This window comes from Sphingobium chungangianum, assembly GCF_977014255.1.
The window spans coordinates 463,923-477,559 of the sequence record NZ_CDRNIV010000002.1 but is presented as its reverse complement, the minus strand read 5'-3'; the positions used below and the strand labels follow the sequence as shown (position 1 = coordinate 477,559).

Sequence of the window (13,637 nt, the reverse complement as noted above, 5' to 3'; positions counted from 1 at the left end):
CCATGAGTTACAAAGTGCTGCTCGTCGAGGATGATGCCACGACGGCCGACTATATCGCAAAGGGCCTTGCCGAAGAGGGCTTCACCATCGACCGCGCCGAGGATGGGCGCGAGGGATTGTTCATGGCGACCGAGGCAAGCCATGACGCGATCATCCTCGACCGAATGCTGCCTGGCATGGATGGCATGGCCGTGCTCGCGGCGTTGCGAGCGGCGGGTATCGAGACACCAGTCATGATCCTGTCCGCGCTCGCGACGGCTGACGAACGGGTCAAGGGATTGACCAGTGGATCGGACGATTATCTCGCCAAGCCGTTTGCCTTCGCCGAATTGCTGGCGCGGCTGCGGATCATGTTGCGGCGGGGGAAGGCAGGGCAGGCCGAAACGCGGCTAACATGCGGCGATCTGGAAGTGGACCTGCTTTCAAGGAAGGCCATGCGCGGGAGCCGTTCGGTCGATCTGCAACCGCGCGAATTCCGCCTGCTCGAATATATGATGCGCCACAGGGGCGAGGTCGTTACGCGGACCATGTTGCTGGAGGGCGTGTGGGATTATCATTTCGACCCCGGCACCAATGTCATCGACGTCCATATCAGCCGGTTGCGGCGCAAGATCGATGAGGACGGCGAGCCGCCGCTGATCCACACGGTGCGCGGCGCGGGCTATCGCCTGAGCGAGAATGGCTGATGCGCATCATGCGCTGGCGCTATTCGGTCATCTGGCGCTTTGCTCTGCTGATCTTCCTGATGCAGATCGCCTGCGTGCTGGTGTCGCTGTGGGCGGTCCATCGCTTCACTAGCCAGTCGGTCAACCATGCCAGCCGCGAGATCGCGGTCGGCCTGCGCGATGATATATCGGCCACCTACGCCGCCGCCGGATTAGCCGCCGCCGGGGCGACGGTGCGCAGCCGCATCGCCGCAGATCCGGTCGGCGACTCCATCCTGCTGCTCATGGGACCCGACGGTCGCCGCATCGCCGGCAATCTCGATAAATGGCCCGATCATGTCGGCACGGCTGAATCCTGGCGTCTGGTGAATCTGCTGCACGCTCCCCGCCAGCATGGCGATCCGCAGGTCATGGGCATCGTCAGTACCCGCTTTCCCGATGGCACGCGCCTGCTGACCGGACATGTGGTGGAAAGCGACCTGCGCTTCGGCGGCTATCTGGAAGCCGCGCTGTTGAGCGCTGTCCTGATCGCGGTCCCGCTGGCCGCCGGGGCCGCCTGGCTTTCGGCCTCTATCATGCGAAGGCGCCTGCACGCCGTGGCCGATACGGCAAGCGCGGTGAAAACAGGCGACATGGAACGCCGCATCGCCCTGACCGGCAGCGGAGACATGTTCGATACGCTGGGCCAGGCGATCAACGCCATGTTGGACCGGATTACGGGGCTGGTCGATGAACTGCGTCTGGTGACCGACGGCCTTGCCCATGACCTGCGTTCGCCGCTCACCCGGTTGCGTGCCGTGTTGGATGGCGCGGTCAAGCAAAGTCATGATGAGGCCAGCGTCAGCGCACTTGAACGCGCGGTTGAGGAAAGCGACACGCTGCTGCGCATGCTGGACACCGCCCTGCTCATCAGCCGGGCCGAAGCCGGAATAGGTCGGGACAGCTTCATGCCGGTCGATATCGCTGCGCTGCTCCATGATTTTCAGGACATGTACGGCGCCTTGGCGGAAGACCGGGATGTTACCATTTCCGTTGAGGCTGAACCGGGCTTGTTCCTGTTTTCCAATCGAGAGATGCTGGGGCAGGCGCTTTCGAACCTGATCGATAATGCGCTGAAATATGGTGGCGATCGCATTGGGCTTTCCGCGCGCCTTGAAGCCGGATCGATACTGATCCAGGTGTCCGACAATGGTCCCGGCGTTCCAGAGGAGCATCGCGAGCGCGCCCTCAGCCGCTTCGCCCGGTTGGACCTGTCCCGGCACATCGCGGGCGCAGGCCTTGGCCTTTCGCTCGCCGCCGCTGTCGCGCGGCTCCACGGCGGCGCGCTCGTGCTGGGTGACGCGGAACCCGGATTGCTTGTCACGCTGTCGTTCCCCTATTCGCCGAGTGACGGTGAGGCTGCGCAATCGACGTCGGCGATTTAGCATTTCCCCACCTTTGGGATTGCGGAAAGCGATAAGAGCGGGGCGGCATTCTGGTTCTGAATGGCTCCCGGAGGTGCTCCGCTTTTCCACGAAATCAGTCTATTGACGGCGCGCCATATCGCATTTAGCCCGCGCGGGGCTGGACAACTCACGGAATGAACCGCGACGCGATCTGGACTTCGAAGGCCCAGCCGGATGTGGCGATCGGCCGCTGCAAAGGACTGGACTATGCTGCTGCCGGGCATCGCCGCGGGAATGTTGATGATGGGCGCACAGGCGGCAACGGTCGACGCGCCGCCACCCGAGGCGTCGCCGACGGTGGATGTTGCAAGCGCTGCGGCCGCGCTGAACATATCCTTGGCTCCCAAATCGGAAAACGGCGCGGAGGAACAGCCCACCGACATCGTGGTGACCGGCGCAGATCGAGCCCCACCGGGCGACCCGCTTGAGCATCTCAATGCAAAAAGCTTTGAAGCGGTTCAGTCGGTTGACAAGGCCGTGGTCGAGCCAGTGGCGAAGGCCTATAATAAGGGACTGCCCAAGCCCGTTCGGAAGGGCTTCCGTAACTTCTTCGCCAATTTGCAGGAGCCGGTGGTGTTCGCCGCTTATATGCTCCAGCTGAAGCCCGGCAAGGCGGTGGAAACGGTGGGGCGCTTCACCATCAACACGACGCTTGGGGTCGCTGGCCTGTTCGACGTCGCCAAGCGCAAGCCCTTCTTCCTGCCCTATCGGCCCAATGGTCTCGCCAACGTGCTTGGCTATTATGGCGTAGGTCCGGGGCCATATATGTATCTGCCCATCGTGGGGCCGACCACGCTACGCGATATCATCGGCGATACGGTGGACAAGATGGCGGTGCCCTTCCTGATTGGAAAGTCCTTCACAAAGCCTGCCTACGTCATTCCGGCGACGATCCTCAACCAGCTTGGCGAGCGCGCCGCGTTTGACGATACCGTCCAGAAAATCCGCAAGGAGGATGATCCCTATGCGGCGTATCGCGAGCTGTATCTGAAGCAGCGTAAGGCGGAGATTGAGGCGCTGCACGGCCGGGCGAGCGATGACGTGGTGCCGGTTTATGGGCGACAGATGGGAGAAGGTGGGGCGGCGTCGCAATAACAGGCGCTCTGCTGATCTTCGATGCCGCTCAACCTGGATCGTGTCACAAATTGAGCGGCGCCGGGGGCAGTGTGCGTGAAGAGACGCACCGCGAATGTCGCGAGAATATAGAAGATACGGCGCAGCGCCTTCTGCGTTCAGAAGGCGCTGTTTACGCCCGTGCAGATCAACTTCAACTCGACATAATCATCGATGCCCCAGTGGGAGCCTTCGCGCCCAAGACCTGATTCCTTGACGCCGCCGAATGGCGCGACCTCCGTCGAGATCAGGCCGCTGTTGAGGCCGACCATTCCATATTCCAGCGCTTCCGAAACGCGGATGCTTCGATCCAGATCTCGCGTGTAGACGTAGCTGGCAAGGCCAGCCGGAGTGTCGTTGGCCATCGCGATCGCCTCCGCCTCGCTTTGGAACCGTACCAGGCCAGCGACCGGGCCGAAAGTTTCCTCCTTGCAAAGCAGCGCGTCTGCGGAAACATTCGCCAATACCGTGGGAAGGAAAAAATTGCCTTCGCCCTCGATCGCGTGACCGCCGGTCAGAATATGCGCCCCGCGCGTCACTGCGTCATCGACATGAGCGGAGGCCTTAGCCACTGCCCGCCCGTCAATCAGGGGGCCTTGGTCTGTGGGTCCGCTCATGCCCGCGCCCACCACAAATTGGCTGACGCGTTCGGCGAGGCGCTCTGCAAAGGCTTCGAAAATGCCATCCTGGACCAGAAAACGGTTTGCGCAGACGCAGGTTTGGCCGGTATTGCGAAATTTCGACATCAGAGCGCCTTCAACCGCGCTTTCGACATCGGCGTCATCGAAGACGATGAAGGGTGCGTTGCCGCCCAGTTCCAGGGAAACCCGCTTCACTGTCGACATGCAGCGTGCCGCCAGCATTTTCCCCACCCCCGTCGAACCCGTGAACGTGAATTTTCGCACTCGCGGGTCCGTGGTCAGGATTTCCCCGATCGGTGCCGCATCGCCGGTCACGACGTTGAATATCCCGGCGGGCACTCCGGCCTCCTCCGCCAACACGGCGAGCGCCAGTGCCGAAAAGGGTGTGAGCTCGGAGGGCTTGAGCACCATCGAGCAACCGGCGGCCAAAGCGGGGCCTGCCTTGCGCGTGATCATGGCGAGGGGGAAGTTCCAGGGCGTGACGGCGGCGACGACGCCAACCGGCTCCTTACGTACGGCCAGACGGCGATCGGATGCGTGCGGCTGGATCAGTTCGCCATTGATCCGGCGTGCTTCCTCCGCGAACCATTCCAGAAAAGACGCTGCATAGGCGACCTCGCCTTTGGCCTCGGCAAAAGGCTTGCCCTGCTCCAGCGTCAAAATTGTGGCCAGATCGTCTTGGTGCGTGAGCATCAGTTCGCCCCAGCGCCGCAATATGGCGCCGCGCGCCTTTGCAGCCAGCTTGCGCCAATCGACTTGCGCCCGCCAGGCGGAAGCGACCGCCTGCTTTGTTTCGTCCGCGCCCAAATTGGGCACAGTCCCCAATTCAGAGCCGTCCGCGGGATTGGTGACGGCGATCTTCGCCGCTCCCTCGACCCACTGCCCGTCGATGAAAGCCGCTTCCTTGAGCAGGCCGGGCCGAGAGAGAGTGTGAGGGAAGGTCACGCCACCTCCCTCGCGGGAACTGTCAGCGCCTTCTCCAGAATATTCAGGCCTTGCTCCAATGTTTCGTCCTCAACAGTTAGCGGCACCAATATCCTTATAGCCTGACCGGACTGGCCGCAGCTTAGCAATATCAGCCCTTGTTCGAGCGCGCGAGAGCAGACGCGCTTTGCCTCAACGCCGTCGGGCTGGCCATGTTCATCGACGATGTCGAAGGCAATCATCGCCCCGGGGCCGCGCAGGCCGGTGATCTTCACCAGATTCTTGTTCTCAGCGAACTGCGTAATGCGTTCGCGAATTCTGTGGCCGATGACATTGGCACGGTCGAGGAGACGTTCATCCTCGATAACATCCAGCACGGCCAAGGCTGCAGCCAGCCCGACGGGAGAGCCGCCATAGGTGCCCCCCAGACCGCCCGGGCCGATGACGTCCATCACATCAGCGCGCCCTATGACCCCGGAAATCGGAAAGCCGCCGCCTAGCGATTTCGCCACGGTAAGGAGGTCGGGCTTGATCGGCATATGTTCGATGCCGAACATCTTGCCGGTTCGCCCGAAGCCGGTCTGAACCTCGTCCGCGATCACCAATATGCCATGACGACGACGGATATCATCGAGCGCCTGAAAAAATTCGGGCGGCGGGCTGTGAAAGCCGCCTTCGCCCTGAACCGGCTCGATAATGAAGGCCGCGATACGTTCTGGTTCGATGTCGGCCGCGAACAGGAAATTGAGAGCCTTGAGCGTTTCCTCAACGCTGACCCCTGTGGTCGGGCTGGGATAGGGGAGATGGTAGATTTCCCCAGGAAAGGGTCCAAGGCCCTTTTTGTACGGCGAAACCTTGCCGGTCATGGCGGACGTCAGCAGGGTCCGGCCATGGAAGCCGCCCGCAAAGGCGATGATGCCGGGGCGGCCGGTGGCCGCGCGCGCAATCTTGACCGCATTCTCGGTCGCTTCCGCACCGGTCGTGAAAAAGATGGTTTTGGCATCGCCATCGACGGGCGCCAAAGCGTTCAGCCGCTCAGCCAATTCGATATAAGGCGGATAGGCAACCACCTGAAATGCCGTATGGGTGTATTTGTCGATCTGGTCGCGAACCGCCGCGATCACCTTGGGGTGACGATGGCCCACGTTGAGAACCGCGATCCCGCCCGCAAAATCGATATAGGCATTGCCTTCGACATCCCAGATGGTGGCGTTCTCGGCCCTGCTGGCGATAATATTGGTGGCGGTGGCGACGCCCTGCGGAATGGCTTCCTTGCGACGGGCGTTATATTCGGCGTTCCGCATCTGACGACCTTCATGATGGTTTCTGGAATCTGTCTTGATGCTGACACATTAGGGGATTCCGCCTTCCGGAAGCAGTTGCTTTCGGCGGCCGCTTTGGTAACCTGAGGTCACCATCTACTCCTATGGCTGAACGCGATGAATTCACCATTGCCTCCTTTCTCCGCTCTCAAAGCCTTTGAGGCAGTGGGCCGATTGGGCGGTATCCGGCGAGCAGCGAAGGCCCTTGGCGTGAGCCACGCCATAGTCAGCCGTCACGTAAGGGGGCTGGAAGAGCGCCTGGGCGTTACCTTGCTGGACCGGGACAGCGGGCAGCTCACAGCGGTCGGCGTTGATTATCATGGCCGTTTGGTGAAGGTTTTCAATGAATTGAGGGAAGCAACGGATGCCGTTCAGGGCAGGACCGATGGCAAGCTCGTAATATCCTGCGTCGGGGGGTTGGCATTGCATTGGCTGGCTACGCGGCTCGCAATGTCTTCGGGTCGAAACGGAATGCCGCCGGTCGATCTTCGATCCGAAGAAGGTCTCCTTGACCTTTCGAACAACGCCGTTGATGGCGATATTCGATATATTGGCGATAGCCAGACGCTGGACCGGAAGCGTGGGGTGAGAACGCTTGAACTGGCGAGGCCACATGTTTTTCCGTTGGCCTCGCCGATGTTCGTCTCTCGCTGGGGCGACAAGATCCGTTCGGCGGAAGACCTGGCTACATTGCCGCTGATCGAGGAACGCAGTGATGTGGAATGGCGCATGTGGATGAAGGCGCAATCTATCGATCTTCCGCCGAACACCCCGACCGGCAGATACGGTCATGCTCATCTGGCGCTGGCCGCCGCGCGCGCGGGGCAGGGGATCGCGCTTGGCAATCACTATCTCATTGCCGAAGATCTTGCGGCGGGTAGACTGGTGAAGGTGGTGCCTCGTGAAAAGGAATTCGCGCCTGTGACACTGGGAGCCTATGTTTTCAGGGGTCCCGCCAATCGGTGGTCGGACCCATCAATCGTCCGTTTCAGACGCTGGCTCGCGGCGCAATTCAGTGCGGACCCGGCATATTGAGCGCGTCTTCGACAGGCTGGCCGGGACGCGTTTGCCTGAACATGTTTCGTTTTGAAGTCAGGGCAGGGGGAAATGTCTGAAATGTTGTCACTGGAATATCTGGCTTCCCCTGAGTGGAATGGCAAGATCGCCCAGCTTATCGCTTTGGAAGGTAAGGCGAGAGCAGAGGCGCTGTTTGACATGTTCTCGGCCGCGCTCCGATCAGATGAGATGATGTTGTTCCATTTTCGTGAAAATGTAGGGCCAGAGGTCGTGGAACATCGTACGTCGAAGTCTGTCAGGCAGCAGCAGATCAACGACTATAAAAACGGATTTTACCTTACCGATCCATTCTATCTCGCCATTGAGCGGTCCATCGAAAATCAGGCGATCAGTCTTAAGGACGTGGTGGATCAGGATGATTTTCAAACGAGCGATTTTTTCGTTCGGCACTATGTTGACACCGATCTTGTCGATGAGATGTGCTATTGCATGTCGGACGGGCAGGGTGGGCACATATTGCTTTCCTTCGCGCGTTCCCGTGATGCGGGGCGTTATTCGGATGAGGAATTGGAACTGGCCAAGGCGATTGCTCCGATTGTCTTCGGCACGCTTTCTTCGAGCTGGCGACATTTTGCCGATCCGAAACTATTTGTTCCTCCTTCGCCCGAAGAAGTGAAGCTGCACGACGATCTGAAAAGAGCCCGCGATAATTTCGGCCGTTCCTTGTTGACCGATCGGGAGTTCGAAGTCGTTCAGATGATGCTTAGGGGATATCCGATAGATGTGATCGCCAAACGGCTGAAAATGGCCGAGGGCACGGCGAAGGTGCATCGGAGGAATATTTACGCCAAGCTGGATATCAGTTCGATGGCGGAGCTGTTTTCGCTGTTCATCGACGTGGTTGGGGAAGTGAATGTCGGCCTGGATGCTGATCCGTTGCTCCAATATGGGCAGGTGCCCCGCAGCAACTGACTTGCCCTGACTGCTCGTGCTCTATTTGTCTTTTGTTTTCCGCATTTTCCGAGCCAGAAGATGATGCCATCTGCTTCGAAAATGCCTCAGGGGGCCGATTCATTATGTCGCAACCATATGCGGATGGAAGCGAGTTGGACTGAGGCGAGGAAGTTGTCGTCGCGCTTGTCGTATCGGGTGGCACCGCGCGGAACTGCTTGAGTTTGCTGAAGAAGCGTTCGACGAGATTGCGGTATTGCCCGTCGGACGTTCTATCGCTGGTATGATCGCTTCGTCGAAGGCGGGCCGGAAGCGCTGGAAGATCGGCCATCGGCGTCAAGCCGGGTGTGGAACCGCATCGGCGACGATATCCAGCATCAGATCGTCGAGATGGCGCTGGATTACAGCGAGTTGTCACCACGCGAACTGGCGGACGCTTCACCGACGAGAAACGCTACTTCGTGTCGGAAGCCTTGGTTTACCGCCTTTTGAAGGCCCATGACCTGATCACCAGCGCGGCTTATGTCGCGATCAAGGCCGCTGATCAGTTCCATACCAAGACCACGTGGCCGAACGAGATGTGGCAAACCGACTTCACCTACTTCAAGATCATCGGGTGGGGCTGGATGTATCGGCGCTTGCAACACCGTAAGCTCGCCGCCTGACATCAAAACCCAGACGGATCCGCACTCCGCTAATTACGACGAGACGTGTGCCGAATGTTCTGACGACGGACAATGCCGATCAACTGCGCCGCGCGCGTGAACGACCCTGTGGACGCCACAGCCAGAAATTCGTCGAACCCGTCCCAGGACGACATAACTATCCCTCCCACGCAATAGTGTATTGAGGAAAAACCCTATTACCGCCTTATTGGCCTAGTGCTAAGAGGCGCGATGTCATTTCGGATCGAGGAAATTGAATGAAAACCCGCGCCGCCGTCGCTTTCGAAGCCAAAAAGCCCCTTGAGATAGTGCAGCTGGACCTGGAAGGACCAAAGGCTGGCGAGGTCCTGGTGGAAATCATGGCGACGGGTATCTGCCACACGGATGCCTACACGCTCGATGGTTTCGACAGCGAAGGCATCTTCCCCTCGATCCTGGGCCATGAGGGGGCAGGGATAGTTCGGGAGGTCGGGGTCGGCGTAACGTCCGTAAAGCCCGGCGATCACGTCATCCCCCTATACACCCCGGAATGCCGCCAGTGCAAAAGCTGCCTCTCGGGCAAGACTAACCTATGCACCGCGATCCGCGCCACCCAGGGCAAGGGACTCATGCCCGATGGCACGACCCGCTTTTCCTACAAGGGGCAGCCGATTTTTCACTATATGGGCTGCTCGACCTTCTCCAATTTCACCGTTCTGCCGGAAATCGCCGTGGCGAAGATCAGGGAGGACGCGCCGTTCCAGTCGAGCTGTTATATTGGCTGCGGCGTCACCACCGGGGTCGGCGCGGTCGTCAACACCGCCAAGGTGAAGGCGGGCGAGAATGTCGTCGTCTTCGGCCTTGGTGGCATCGGCCTCAACGTGATCCAGGGCGCCAAGATGGTGGGCGCGGGCAAGATCATCGGCATCGACATCAACGCCGACCGTGAGGAATGGGGCCGCAAGTTCGGCATGACTCATTTCATCAACGGCAAGGGACTGTCGCGCGACGAAACCGTGGCGAAGATCCTTGAGGTCACGGATGGCGGGGCCGACTATAGCTTCGACGCCACCGGCAACACCGAAGTCATGCGCACCGCGTTGGAATGCTGCCATCGTGGCTGGGGTGAAAGCATCATCATTGGCGTGGCTGAGGCCGGGAAGGAAATCAGCACCCGCCCGTTCCAGCTCGTCACCGGCCGGGTCTGGAAGGGGACGGCATTCGGCGGCGCGAAGGGCCGGACCGATGTTCCCAAGATCGTCGACTGGTACATGAACGGGCATATCCAGATCGACCCGATGATCACCCATCTTCTTACCCTCGAAGAAATCAACAAAGGCTTCGACCTCATGCACGCGGGCGAAAGCATCAGGTCGGTGGTCCTTTTCTGAAAACACAGCGTCAATGGGAGCGGCATATCCAGATGGCAGTAATCTCCGACGATGGCGACGTCGCCCCTTTTCGCGATCCGGCGGGCACTGACCAATGAGCATAGAGCAGGTCAGCGCCAGTCGTTCTTTCGAAGGCGTGCAAGGCGTGTACAAGCACGCGTCGAGCGCGACCGGAACGGAGATGACCTTTTCGGTCTTCGTTCCACCACAGGCGGAAGGGCGGAAGCTCCCCATTGTCTGGTATCTGTCCGGGCTGACCTGCACCCACGCAAATGTGACGGAAAAGGGCGAGTTTCGCCGCGCATGCGCCGATCTTGGGCTGATCTTCATAGCGCCCGATACATCGCCGCGCGGCGATGATGTACCGGACGATCCGGCGGGCGCTTATGATTTCGGCCTTGGCGCGGGCTTCTACGTCGATGCGACCGAAGCGCCCTACAACCGCCATTATAAGATGTGGTCCTATCTTACAGACGAACTGCCGCGAGTGATCGCGGATAACTTCCCTGCGGATATGACCCGGCAGTCGATCATGGGCCATTCGATGGGCGGCCATGGCGCCTTGACCATCGGACTGCGCCACCCGGATCGATATGCGGCAGTTTCTGCCTTCGCCCCCATCGTTGCCCCAAGTCAGGTTCCGTGGGGGCAGAAGGCTTTGTCAGGATATCTCGGCAACGACCGCAACGCCTGGCGGAAGCATGATGCGGTAGCCTTGATTGAGGACGGCGCGAAGGTCAGCGCGCTGCTGGTAGACCAAGGCGGGGCAGACATGTTTCTGGATCAGGAACTGCGCCCCCATCTGCTGAAGGACGCCTGCGCCGCAGCGAATATCGATCTCACCCTCAACATGCGCGAGGGCTATGATCACAGCTATTATTTCATTTCCACCTTTATGGCGGATCATCTCCGCTGGCACGCGTCACGTTTGGCTTTTCATAAATGAACCGCAGATAGTTCAACCGATATTCGATGTGTAAGAAGCGCTCCGCCTCGACACAGTCGGGCTTGCCGCTGTAGCGATGAGCATGATGTCACTATCGGCGTAAAAGCCTCGGCCTTGGCTTACTGACGTCAACACGCTGTCGAGAAGCAGGGACGTAGATCAGACGAGGAACTGAGATGGACCATGCCCGTCACGATCATCACGCCTCCATGGCGGAGCAGAATGTGCGCGATCCCGTCTGCGGTATGCTGGTCGATCCGCATGGCACGGCGCATCGCGCCGAGCATGGCGGCAAGACTTTCTATTTTTGCAGCAGCAAGTGCCAGGCAAAGTTCGCGGCCGATCCCCTACGCTATATCGGCGGAACGCCGCCCATCCCGAACGCAAACCCCGAGGGCACGATCTGGACCTGCCCGATGCACCCGGAAGTGCGACAGGATCATCCCGGCGCCTGTCCGATCTGCGGCATGGCTCTCGAACCGGAAATGGCGCGTGCGGAGAGCGGTCCCAGTCCGGAACTGGCCGACATGACACGTCGATTCTGGATTGGCCTCATCCTCGCCTTTCCCGTGTTCGTGCTGGAAATGGGCGGGCATCTGTTTCCCGCTCTTCATCATTTCGTGCCTATGCCGGTTTCAACGGGGATTCAGCTAGTGCTGGCGACGCCCGTCGTGCTTTGGGCCGGATGGCCGTTTTTTACGCGGGGCTGGGCCTCTCTCAAGACCCGCAACCTGAACATGTTCACCCTGATTGCCATGGGCACGGGTGTCGCATGGGCTTACAGCATGGTCGCTGCACTGGCCCCCGAGCTGTTCCCTCCAGCCTTCCGCAACGCCGATGGCATGGTGGCTGTGTATTTCGAGGCTGCGGCGGTGATCACTGTCCTCGTCCTGCTTGGCCAGCTTCTCGAACTGCGGGCGCGCGAGCGAACGTCAGGTGCGATCAAGGCACTCCTCCGCCTTGCCCCCAAGACGGCCCGTCGTGTGCTCGCAAATGGCGAGGATGAGGAGGTCAGTCTCGATCTCGTCGGCGTTGGCGACCGTCTTCGGGTGCGACCGGGCGAAAAGGTGCCCGTAGATGGGACTGTCGAGGACGGACGTTCATCACTGGACGAGTCCATGGTGACGGGAGAATCCATGCCGGTCACCAAGGCCAAGGGCGATAGCGTCATCGGCGGTACACTCAACCAGACCGGCGCCCTTGTCGTCGTGGCCACCAAGGTGGGCCGCGACACGATGCTGGCCCGCATCGTGCAGATGGTTGCCGAGGCGCAGCGGTCGCGCGCGCCGATCCAGCGCATGGCCGATCAGGTTTCGGGCTGGTTCGTGCCGGTCGTCATCGCCGTCGCCGTCCTTGCTTTCGCCGGTTGGGGTATCTGGGGGCCGGAGCCTCGCTTCGCCTACGGTCTCGTCGCGGCTGTCGCGGTACTCATTATCGCCTGCCCCTGTGCGCTGGGCCTGGCAACCCCGATGTCTATCATGGTGGGCGTGGGCCGGGGTGCGGGCCTGGGCGTCCTCATCAAGAATGCCGAGGCGCTGGAGCATATGGAGAAGGTCGACACACTGGTTGTCGACAAGACCGGCACGCTTACGGAAGGGCGTCCCGCCGTGATCGCCATAGTGCCGACTGCGGGCCAGATGGAGGCCGAATTACTACGTTTCGCCGCCTCGGTCGAACGGGCTTCGGAGCACCCGCTTGCTCTTGCCATTGTCGAAGCCGCCCGGGGCCGGTCGATGGTCTTGCCCGAGGTTGGCGCGTTCGATTCTCCGACCGGACGCGGAGCGACCGGCATCGTCGAAGGGCGCAGGATCGTCCTGGGCAACGCGTCATTTCTTGATGATCAGGGCGTCGATACCAGTGCGCTCGCCGCTGCCGCTGACGATCTGCGGAGGGACGGCGCAACTGCGATCTTCGTTTGTATTGACGGCGAAGCGGCTGGCATTATTGCCATCGCAGATCCCGTCAAGCAGACCACCCCGGAAGCGCTCGCCGCACTGCGTAAAGAGGGAATCCGCGTCGTGATGCTGACCGGCGACAACAAGACAACGGCGCAGGCGGTGGCGGCACGGCTGGGCATCGACGAAGTCGAGGCGGACGTGCTGCCCGATCAAAAGAGCGCGGTCATCGCCAAGCTCAAGAGTGAGGGCCGGGTGGTCGCCATGGCCGGTGATGGCGTGAACGACGCTCCAGCCCTTGCCGCCGCCGATGTCGGCATAGCCATGGGCTCTGGAACAGATGTCGCCATCGAGAGCGCAGGCGTGACCTTGCTCAAGGGCGACCTCAACGGCATCGTGCGTGCCCGCCTACTTAGTCGGGCGACCATGTCGAATATCCGGCAAAACCTCGCCTTCGCCTTCATCTACAATGCTGCCGGCATCCCGATCGCGGCGGGCCTGCTCTATCCGCTATTCGGCATCCTGCTTTCACCCATGATTGCAGCGGCGGCGATGGCGCTGTCATCCGTCAGCGTCGTCACCAATGCTCTGAGGCTGAACAGACAAACTCTATGAACATGGACGGACGGTTTTCCAAAATCTCTGTCAGCATATTTCGGAAAGGAGCCTACCCGATCCCGGAT

Annotated in this window: 10 protein-coding genes and 2 pseudogenes; 9 read left to right on the top strand and 3 right to left on the bottom strand. The window is 60.5% G+C overall.

Translation table 11 applies throughout. The annotated features are described in order from the left end of the window. Window positions 1-2: 2 nt before the first annotated feature. The 3 genes from ACWNC0_RS02315 to ACWNC0_RS02305 all read left to right on the top strand — a co-directional run bounded on the left by ACWNC0_RS02315 (window position 3) and on the right by ACWNC0_RS02305 (window position 3,205). On the top strand, window positions 3-686 hold the full coding sequence (locus ACWNC0_RS02315) for a winged helix-turn-helix domain-containing protein (protein WP_196227366.1): 684 nt from the start codon (window positions 3-5) through the stop codon (window positions 684-686). After that, on the top strand, window positions 686-2,089 hold the full coding sequence (locus ACWNC0_RS02310; protein ID WP_449469321.1) for an ATP-binding protein: 1,404 nt from the start codon (window positions 686-688) through the stop codon (window positions 2,087-2,089). The genes ACWNC0_RS02315 and ACWNC0_RS02310 overlap by 1 nt, the downstream gene beginning before the upstream one ends. Window positions 2,090-2,317: 228 nt before the next feature. Beyond that, window positions 2,318-3,205: an MlaA family lipoprotein gene (locus tag ACWNC0_RS02305; protein WP_449469320.1), complete on the top strand. Its 888-nt coding sequence runs from the start codon at window positions 2,318-2,320 to the stop codon at window positions 3,203-3,205. 137 nt (window positions 3,206-3,342) lie between these two features. On the opposite strand, the gene ACWNC0_RS02300 is transcribed toward ACWNC0_RS02305, so the two are convergent. Together ACWNC0_RS02300 and gabT are read right to left on the bottom strand one after the other, a co-directional pair. Further along, window positions 3,343-4,809: an NAD-dependent succinate-semialdehyde dehydrogenase gene (locus ACWNC0_RS02300; RefSeq protein WP_449469319.1), complete on the bottom strand. Its 1,467-nt coding sequence runs from the start codon at window positions 4,807-4,809 to the stop codon at window positions 3,343-3,345. After that, window positions 4,806-6,092 carry a 4-aminobutyrate--2-oxoglutarate transaminase gene (gabT, locus tag ACWNC0_RS02295; RefSeq protein ID WP_449469318.1) on the bottom strand — a complete coding sequence of 429 codons (1,287 nt, stop codon included), beginning with the start codon at window positions 6,090-6,092 and terminating at the stop codon, window positions 4,806-4,808. Before gabT ends, ACWNC0_RS02300 begins: the two co-directional genes overlap by 4 nt. A gap of 135 nt (window positions 6,093-6,227) precedes the next feature. Between gabT and ACWNC0_RS02290 the strand changes: the two genes are divergently transcribed. Both ACWNC0_RS02290 and ACWNC0_RS02285 read left to right on the top strand, forming a co-directional pair. Next, entirely contained in the window at window positions 6,228-7,145 is a 918-nt protein-coding gene (locus tag ACWNC0_RS02290; RefSeq protein ID WP_449469316.1) for a LysR family transcriptional regulator, read from the top strand. 72 nt (window positions 7,146-7,217) lie between these two features. Continuing rightward, window positions 7,218-8,099, top strand: a complete 882-nt coding sequence (locus ACWNC0_RS02285; RefSeq protein ID WP_449469315.1) for a response regulator transcription factor — start codon at window positions 7,218-7,220, stop codon at window positions 8,097-8,099. 86 nt (window positions 8,100-8,185) lie between these two features. Here ACWNC0_RS02285 and ACWNC0_RS02280 read toward each other — a convergent pair. Continuing rightward, a pseudogene (locus tag ACWNC0_RS02280) lies at window positions 8,186-8,331 on the bottom strand (IS5/IS1182 family transposase); the annotation flags it as partial. Here ACWNC0_RS02280 and ACWNC0_RS02275 point away from each other — a divergent pair. The 4 genes and pseudogenes from ACWNC0_RS02275 to ACWNC0_RS02260 all read left to right on the top strand — a co-directional run. After that, window positions 8,331-8,710: pseudogene (locus tag ACWNC0_RS02275) on the top strand (helix-turn-helix domain-containing protein); the annotation flags it as partial. The pseudogenes ACWNC0_RS02280 and ACWNC0_RS02275 overlap by 1 nt on opposite strands. A 290-nt stretch (window positions 8,711-9,000) precedes the next feature. Next, complete coding sequence (locus ACWNC0_RS02270; protein ID WP_449469314.1) at window positions 9,001-10,113, top strand: S-(hydroxymethyl)glutathione dehydrogenase/class III alcohol dehydrogenase; 1,113 nt, start codon at window positions 9,001-9,003, stop codon at window positions 10,111-10,113. Window positions 10,114-10,207: 94 nt separating this feature from the next. Next, window positions 10,208-11,059: an S-formylglutathione hydrolase gene (gene fghA, locus ACWNC0_RS02265; protein ID WP_449469312.1), complete on the top strand. Its 852-nt coding sequence runs from the start codon at window positions 10,208-10,210 to the stop codon at window positions 11,057-11,059. 176 nt (window positions 11,060-11,235) lie between these two features. After that, window positions 11,236-13,569 carry a heavy metal translocating P-type ATPase gene (locus ACWNC0_RS02260; RefSeq protein ID WP_449469310.1) on the top strand — a complete coding sequence of 778 codons (2,334 nt, stop codon included), beginning with the start codon at window positions 11,236-11,238 and terminating at the stop codon, window positions 13,567-13,569. Window positions 13,570-13,637 lie beyond the last annotated feature (68 nt).

Excerpts from the sequence above, each read along its gene's own strand:
- ACWNC0_RS02315 (WP_196227366.1), top strand. The coding sequence starts at position 3 with ATGAGTTACAAAGTGCTGCTCGTCGAGGATGATGCCACGACGGCCGAC.
- ACWNC0_RS02310 (WP_449469321.1), top strand. The coding sequence starts at position 686 with ATGCGCATCATGCGCTGGCGCTATTCGGTCATCTGGCGCTTTGCTCTG.
- ACWNC0_RS02305 (WP_449469320.1), top strand. The coding sequence starts at position 2,318 with ATGCTGCTGCCGGGCATCGCCGCGGGAATGTTGATGATGGGCGCACAG.
- gabT (WP_449469318.1), bottom strand. The coding sequence starts at position 6,092 with ATGCGGAACGCCGAATATAACGCCCGTCGCAAGGAAGCCATTCCGCAG.
- ACWNC0_RS02290 (WP_449469316.1), top strand. The coding sequence starts at position 6,228 with ATGAATTCACCATTGCCTCCTTTCTCCGCTCTCAAAGCCTTTGAGGCA.
- ACWNC0_RS02285 (WP_449469315.1), top strand. The coding sequence starts at position 7,218 with ATGTCTGAAATGTTGTCACTGGAATATCTGGCTTCCCCTGAGTGGAAT.
- ACWNC0_RS02270 (WP_449469314.1), top strand. The coding sequence starts at position 9,001 with ATGAAAACCCGCGCCGCCGTCGCTTTCGAAGCCAAAAAGCCCCTTGAG.
- fghA (WP_449469312.1), top strand. The coding sequence starts at position 10,208 with ATGAGCATAGAGCAGGTCAGCGCCAGTCGTTCTTTCGAAGGCGTGCAA.
- ACWNC0_RS02260 (WP_449469310.1), top strand. The coding sequence starts at position 11,236 with ATGGACCATGCCCGTCACGATCATCACGCCTCCATGGCGGAGCAGAAT.